This window comes from Exiguobacterium sp. s145 (genome assembly GCF_018618835.1).
Lineage (GTDB): Bacteria > Bacillota > Bacilli > Exiguobacteriales > Exiguobacteriaceae > Exiguobacterium_A > Exiguobacterium_A artemiae.
On sequence record NZ_JACSMV010000035.1, the window covers coordinates 1 to 6,206 of the forward strand.

9 protein-coding genes are annotated in these 6,206 nt (G+C 37.6%); 4 read left to right on the top strand and 5 right to left on the bottom strand.

What is annotated here, in order from left to right; translation table 11 throughout:
- Window positions 1-506: hypothetical protein (locus KNQ07_RS15745; protein WP_214767927.1), on the top strand; the 506-nt coding region annotated here is incomplete at its 5' end.
- 506 nt (window positions 507-1,012) lie between these two features.
- On the opposite strand, the gene KNQ07_RS15750 is transcribed toward KNQ07_RS15745, so the two are convergent.
- The 4 genes from KNQ07_RS15750 to KNQ07_RS15765 form a co-directional block, all read right to left on the bottom strand.
- Window positions 1,013-1,237 carry a DUF3006 domain-containing protein gene (locus KNQ07_RS15750; RefSeq protein ID WP_214767930.1) on the bottom strand — a complete coding sequence of 75 codons (225 nt, stop codon included), beginning with the start codon at window positions 1,235-1,237 and terminating at the stop codon, window positions 1,013-1,015.
- Window positions 1,234-2,079, bottom strand: a complete 846-nt coding sequence (locus tag KNQ07_RS15755) for a ComEC/Rec2 family competence protein (protein ID WP_214767932.1) — start codon at window positions 2,077-2,079, stop codon at window positions 1,234-1,236. Before KNQ07_RS15755 ends, KNQ07_RS15750 begins: the two co-directional genes overlap by 4 nt.
- A gap of 141 nt (window positions 2,080-2,220) precedes the next feature.
- Window positions 2,221-2,418 (bottom strand): hypothetical protein, encoded by a 198-nt coding sequence (locus KNQ07_RS15760; protein WP_214767933.1) that lies wholly within the window; start codon window positions 2,416-2,418, stop codon window positions 2,221-2,223.
- Window positions 2,419-2,645: 227 nt separating this feature from the next.
- A complete protein-coding gene (locus KNQ07_RS15765; protein ID WP_251139588.1) occupies window positions 2,646-3,053 on the bottom strand; it encodes an NUDIX domain-containing protein in 408 nt (135 codons plus the stop codon).
- Window positions 3,054-3,825: 772 nt separating this feature from the next.
- Between KNQ07_RS15765 and KNQ07_RS15770 the strand changes: the two genes are divergently transcribed.
- The 3 genes from KNQ07_RS15770 (at window position 3,826) to KNQ07_RS15780 (ending at window position 5,492) form a co-directional block, all read left to right on the top strand.
- Window positions 3,826-4,173, top strand: a complete 348-nt coding sequence (locus KNQ07_RS15770) for a hypothetical protein (RefSeq protein ID WP_214767935.1) — start codon at window positions 3,826-3,828, stop codon at window positions 4,171-4,173.
- A 92-nt stretch (window positions 4,174-4,265) separates the two neighbouring features.
- Window positions 4,266-4,805 carry a zinc metalloprotease gene (locus KNQ07_RS15775; RefSeq protein ID WP_214767937.1) on the top strand — a complete coding sequence of 180 codons (540 nt, stop codon included), beginning with the start codon at window positions 4,266-4,268 and terminating at the stop codon, window positions 4,803-4,805.
- Between the two features lie 15 nt (window positions 4,806-4,820).
- The gene (locus KNQ07_RS15780) at window positions 4,821-5,492 is read left to right on the top strand and encodes a hypothetical protein (RefSeq protein ID WP_214767939.1); all 672 of its coding nucleotides are present in this window, start codon (window positions 4,821-4,823) and stop codon (window positions 5,490-5,492) included.
- A 379-nt stretch (window positions 5,493-5,871) separates the two neighbouring features.
- Here KNQ07_RS15780 and KNQ07_RS15785 read toward each other — a convergent pair whose 3' ends face one another.
- A complete protein-coding gene (locus KNQ07_RS15785) occupies window positions 5,872-6,063 on the bottom strand; it encodes a hypothetical protein (protein ID WP_214767941.1) in 192 nt (63 codons plus the stop codon).
- Window positions 6,064-6,206 lie beyond the last annotated feature (143 nt).

Consider the following 6,206-nt stretch of genomic DNA (forward strand, 5'->3'; position numbering starts at 1 on the left):
GGCAAGTCTTTTTCTTTTTTCGCAAAAGGAGTGCAGAACTGTGTACGTTTCCGTCGCACAAGTCTGCACTCCTATTTTGCATTACACAGAATATCTCAGAGCTATATAGTTTTAATCAAGATTTACATCTGAAATTCCCTTATTCCAAACAAAAATTATTCACAGATGAGATAATACAAAAACTACAAGTAAAAGTTTTGCATGAAATTAAATTGAATAACATAAAGTCCTTTGTTGATGCTTTTGAAAACAAATTGTATGAAAAAGCAGCAAATATTTTAAATGGGCAACCAATTTTGATTTTAGATAAATTAGAAATTTATCATTTACTATCACAGAAAAACGTAAGCCTTGAGTTGTACAGTTTTTTGAAACAAACTACTTCAAACTTTATGGATGAAGATATAAAAACTAAAGTTAGAGCCCACTTAAAAAAACTCAAGAATGAGGCTTCTGATAATATTACCAGAGATAGATTCATCACTTTACTGTCTGACTTAAGATAAAAATAACAATTAATTCTCAGGAGCAAATTCACGATTAGAAGCTTTATCAATGGCAGCATTTACAGTTACAAGATTCACGTGAGGTTGGACAGAGCAGGCGCTATAATCGAAATAGACCAACTCGGTTATACACGTAAATAGATTAAAAAAGTTCAAGCTAGTATGCCGTCTGAAACGGATTAGACAGATAAGAAAACGGCTGAAAAAAGCAGATTCCATCTTAAGAGATTGAATATATAAAGGGGCAAGAAGTAGGATGTTTTCATCTATCACCTCTTGTCCTTTTATATGATTTCATCGATTATTGCTTTTTTTAAAGAAATTTCACTCCAGTTTCTTCGTCGATTCTCCAAAAGTTATCCAGCATATCTTTATGCATATCGTTATCCATTTTAGAAAGTACTTCATCGACTACGTACTTTTGATGTTTTTCAAGCAAATTATCATATAACCAGCATGTTTCTTTAAGCATGTCCTCCATTAGGCTTCTCCATCAAGTAATTTCATTAATCTTCCCATAGCTCTTCCATCAACTCATCAATTTCACTGGAGAGTCGCTGCCGTTCGCGATCATCCTTCTCGATATGACCGTATTCATCAATCCAGATAACATCGCCTGACTCCACCGTCATCGGAAAGCGAGAAATCAGAATGTCTTGCATCCCATCCTCGAACTCGACGACGACCCATTTCCCCTCAATCCGATCGACGATACCTTTTCGTTTCGTCATTTCGATTTCTTGATTGTGTACGATGAACCGTTACCTTCAAAGACGATCGTGCCGCTCTTATCCGTTCGTAGCATCGTCGCTTTCGCCCGCTTCAGGTTCGTCACGACTTCCTTCGTCGGATGACCATAGGCATTCTTTCCAACACTGATGACGGCGTATTTCGGTTTGACGTATTTGAGGAACGTCGCGCTCGTCGAGGTCTTCGCCCCATGATGCCCGACCTTGAGAACGTCCGCACGGAGCGTCTTCTTCTTCGCAATCATGTCTTGCTCCGATTTCAATTCTGCATCTCCTGTAAAGAGGAAGGTGTTTTTCTTATAGGCGACGTGTAGGACAGCACTCCAGTTGTTCAGATCACTGTTCGCGTAGTCCTTGACTGGTCCGACGAACTGTGCCTTCACGCCTTTGACAGGAAGCGAGACTCCTGCCTTCGCTGTCTTGATCGTCAGCTTCTCGCGTTTGACGGCCAGTAGGAAGTCCTTATAGGCTTGCGTCGTATGTTTGACCTTCGGGGCATAGACACTCTTGACCTTGAACGAGTCGAGGACTTCATCGAGTCCTCCGATATGATCGGCATCCGGATGCGTCGAGATCAGCATCTCGATGTCACCGACCTTCTGTTTCTTCAGATAGGCGACGAGCTCATCACCCTTCCCTTTATTCCCACCGTCCATGACGATATCCTCACCACTCGGCATCTTAATGTAGATTGCATCACCTTGTCCGACATCGATATAGTGGACCTTGATTTTCGGTGTCGCCGCCTCCGCGCTCTGTAACGGTCCTACTAATAAACCAACACTCGCGAGCGCTAGACTAGCACCCATCCATTTTCGTTTCATCTTGCATCGCTCCATTCTCTATTCGTAAGTTATTTTTATTATACAGTGAACATCAGGATAAAGTTGGGGATATTTCCCACATGTCACTTTTTATTGTTAGGTGCAGCCTTCTAACGAAAAAGCACACAAAAAAACAGACCTTCAAGAGGTCTGGTCCAGATAGTGTTGCTGAATGAAGGCGAGCAATAGATCAATATCAACGAACCAAGTCACATGCTCGATGCAACCGTCTACTTCGCGCACAAACCGAACCTGAGCATCGAGTATTGTCACCTTTTGCGACTGTTCCATCATGTCGTTCCATTTTTTAGATTCCTCATCCATCAAAACCGTACTCATTGCTTCATTCCTCCTTAGTTTGCTTGAATACAGCATACAATCGGGAGTAAAGCTGTACGAACTGAATTGATTCAAACAAGCATAAGCGTTATCTGAATCAACAAAGGAATTAACCGAGCATTCAGATGATTTTTCAACGCATCCATCAGAAAATGACTGTAATTCTAAGGAGTACTGTCCCCTTCCCCTGGCCATTTGTCTAAAATCGTCTCAACGTCTAACCATACTCAACGTACTCCCTCGAATTCATAGAATGCAGGCGCCTTCTCCATGTCAGCATCCAGTTTTAGCATTTCAACCAGTGAAGGCATCAGTTCTTTCGCGGTTTGGTAGTCCACCCAACTTACATCCGTGATTTCTTGATCCGGATCCATGATATCGATGCTTCCACCGATGATCTGAACGAAGAAGGTAATGATTAATGCATGATGTCCTTTCTCCGAGAAGAAGACTTCTCTAACGGAATGCATCCCGATGACCTTACTTTCAAACCCTGTCTCTTCTTTTACTTCACGAATGACCGCCTCTTCGAGCGTTTCATCTTTTTTCACAGCTCCACCTGGCGGACTCCAGTAAAAAGAATCGCCTTTGACGTTCTTTACCAATAATAAGTTCCCATTCTCATCATGAATCAGGGCTTAAGCTACATCTATACGTTTCAAAGTATCCCTCCTTTGGTTATTATGGCCTGTAGAAATAATCACCTTACTACTCCTCTAATCTAATATAAAGGATAAAAAAGTAAAGCGGATATAGACTAAAAATGAATCGTGTATCTATTATTCTTTACTTCGCATCGACTAAACCGCGATGTCAAAATGGAATTCTTTCTTCTTTACTTCATTCCTTATTTACCCAAAACTTATTTTCTTATCTTCTTACGCTCCGTGCCCTGTGTCGCATGAGCCCAAAAGCTCATTTGTCGTCTACGTTACTATAGAAAGATCAGACGGAAACATCTACGTCATAATCAATCGATCTAGATCAACTATCTGTTCATAGTCCTCTATCCATTCGATCACTTCTAAACTCACCATTACTTCACGAATGTCACTCTTCCCTATAGAGGAGACCATGCACAGACTCTTGCCCGCAGTGAACGGTTCCACTGCGGGTTTCTCACTGCCTTTGGATTTGGGACAAATCCATTCATTATTCGCTCGTGCTTTCTTAAAAGAAAAACGACACCGTTTTGTGTACGTCGACGGATATGTCCATTTTTATAATCTGAATGATTTCTTAGAGTAACACCAGTTAATCTTCAAGATGTCCGAATAGTGGGATGTAGGTAATATCCAACACAATGACTACAAGTTACGATGGTAGGGATTCATTGTATCATTACAATTTTTTGGTTAATTTTTTTTCGCATGTTATAATTATACAAATAACATTTTGGAGGTTGCTATGAAAAGAATACTCGTCATTTTATCATTCGGATTTTTGTTGGTTTTTGCTGGGTGTAGCCAGGCTGGTACAGAGGAAACCGGTAGTTATGCAATGATTGTAATTGTTAACAATAAAGAATATAACGGGACAGAAGTTAAATTAGATGCATCAAAGCAACAAGGAGAAAAAATTAGTGAAGTAATAAAAGAAACAAAAGCAAGTGAAATGCCTCAAGGGAATAATCAATCGAATCATTTTCCTGTCGGATCAATTATCTATTCTGTTAAAGGAACAGATAATTATATTATTGTGAAAGATAAAAAAAATAAAAGATGGCTTTTAGAAAAGGTACTAGATAGAGAATAATTGTCATTCTCTATCTAGTACCTTTTTATTGAATAAAAGTATTTTAATATGGTATATTATGTATCTAAAACATAATAATAGGAGGTATTGCTTTGAAGAAGGTTACTTTTGGTTTGATTGTATGTATTGTAATGAGTAGTGGGATTGATGCTCAAGCCCATGATTTACCTAGTGCCGGTTCAGAAAGTAAAGGATGGAAATATGTTGGTGCACATTGGTCGGGAACAAGTACCAAATATTTTGAAGCTACAAGTGATACTTGGGAAGCTCGTTTTTTAAAAGGTGTGAATAAATTCGAAAAAGAATCCGATGATAAATTTTCTATTAGTAAAGTTTCTGTAGGGAAATCGGAGAATTTTATTGAAAGTTATTCTTCAAAATCTGCCACTTGGGTCGCTAGAAGAACATTTTATAGTACTAGCAAAGACCATCCACAAAGATGGAGAATACAGTTTAATAGTGCCAAAGAAGCTGAGAGCTGGACAACTGTTTCTGCACATGAAATTGGTCACGTATTTGGTTTGGCTGATTTATATGAAGAAAAAAATAACGGAAAATTAATGTTTGGAGAAGATAACGGAACGAGAACGATGCAAAAATCAGATAAGACTGGATTTAACTACATCTATTAAAAGGAGGGAATATTAATGATTACAAAGAAATTAGCGATTACAGCAGGGATTTTAGCTTTAGGGATTGGAACAACTATTTATATTAATGATACACCGAAAGAAAATTCGACATTACATACAGAAGTTAGATCAAAACAATCGCCTAATGATATTGCTTTAAAGAAAGTTAAAGAATTAAATGAAAGAGTTGCTGACGGAAAAGAAAAAGTTATTTCTCAAAGTGCCGTTTTTCCTGATACAACCAATGAAGAGGCTTTTCAAGAAGCTGATATAGTAATTAAAGGCACAATTGATTCAGTCATGCAAGAGTATACGGAGAATACAGATATTCCGTTTACTGATTTCAAAATTAATGTCGAAGAGTATTGGAAAAGTAATAGTAATGTAGAAAATACTAAACAATTAATAGTTACTCAAGATGGAAACACAGAATTAGAGTTTGAAGGACACCCCTTAATGAAAATAGGTGATGAATACGTTCTATTTTTAAAGAAAGTTATAGATAATAACAATGAGGAAAAGTTAATCATGATTAGTGGACCTAGCGGCAAATTCAATGTAGATAATGAGATTATCAATCAAGAAGTCGATAATCAATCTGTCGATGGTGAAAGTGTAGAAGAATTTATTGAAGATTCTTCAAACGGTGAGGTAACTGAGCCTATTATTGAAATTGAAAATGAGTAAATAGTTGCATTAATTTATTTGATAATATCGATAAAAAAATTTAGCCCAGCACAGTTCCGTTTTTGAAACTGTGCTTTTCTATATTTTAGTAAAATCATGAAACTTAAAAATATAATTGAAGCTATGTTTCAGATTAGCACTAATCGGTTCAATCGTAAAAAGTGAAATATACACCTTGTTCTAATTTCGCATATCCTGTATGCGCAAAGATTTCTGCTTTTCCGTTTGTTCCGTCAACAAAATTAGATATATCCCAAGTCAATGGATTAGTTCCATAGCCATATTTTTTACTAATCAACTGTTTATTGATCTTATCGCCATCAGTTTCGTAAAGCCATACAACATAAGTGTTAGTACCACTTATTCCAGAAGGTCTAATTTAAACGTTACCACCACCTGAAGAAATCGTCTGTGTACTTTCAATTTGCTGATTGTGTAATTCAGTATAGCCAACTTTATCCATCGTTCCCCCTGCATATGTAACTACAGTTTTAGCTGATTCTTGTGTCGTACTGATTAAAGAAACAGCAGGAATCATGCAAGCTACTAACGTAAACTTCTTCAAACCCATAAAAAACTAGCTCTTTTCCAAATTATAACTGTATATACAATTGTAATTTACATAAAAATGGCTCATCACCATAACACGTGGTTGCTATTTTAACCACCAAGCTCGAGGCGCAATCTCAAAAAGAATCGTTCGAGGTTTCGGTA

Coding starts and splice junctions, on each gene's coding strand:
- KNQ07_RS15760 (WP_214767933.1), bottom strand. CDS start 2,418: ATGAGTACGGTTTTGATGGATGAGGAATCTAAAAAATGGAACGACATG.
- KNQ07_RS15770 (WP_214767935.1), top strand. CDS start 3,826: ATGAAAAGAATACTCGTCATTTTATCATTCGGATTTTTGTTGGTTTTT.
- KNQ07_RS15785 (WP_214767941.1), bottom strand. CDS start 6,063: ATGGGTTTGAAGAAGTTTACGTTAGTAGCTTGCATGATTCCTGCTGTT.
- KNQ07_RS15750 (WP_214767930.1), bottom strand. CDS start 1,237: ATGACGAAACGAAAAGGTATCGTCGATCGGATTGAGGGGAAATGGGTC.
- KNQ07_RS15755 (WP_214767932.1), bottom strand. CDS start 2,079: ATGAAACGAAAATGGATGGGTGCTAGTCTAGCGCTCGCGAGTGTTGGT.
- KNQ07_RS15780 (WP_214767939.1), top strand. CDS start 4,821: ATGATTACAAAGAAATTAGCGATTACAGCAGGGATTTTAGCTTTAGGG.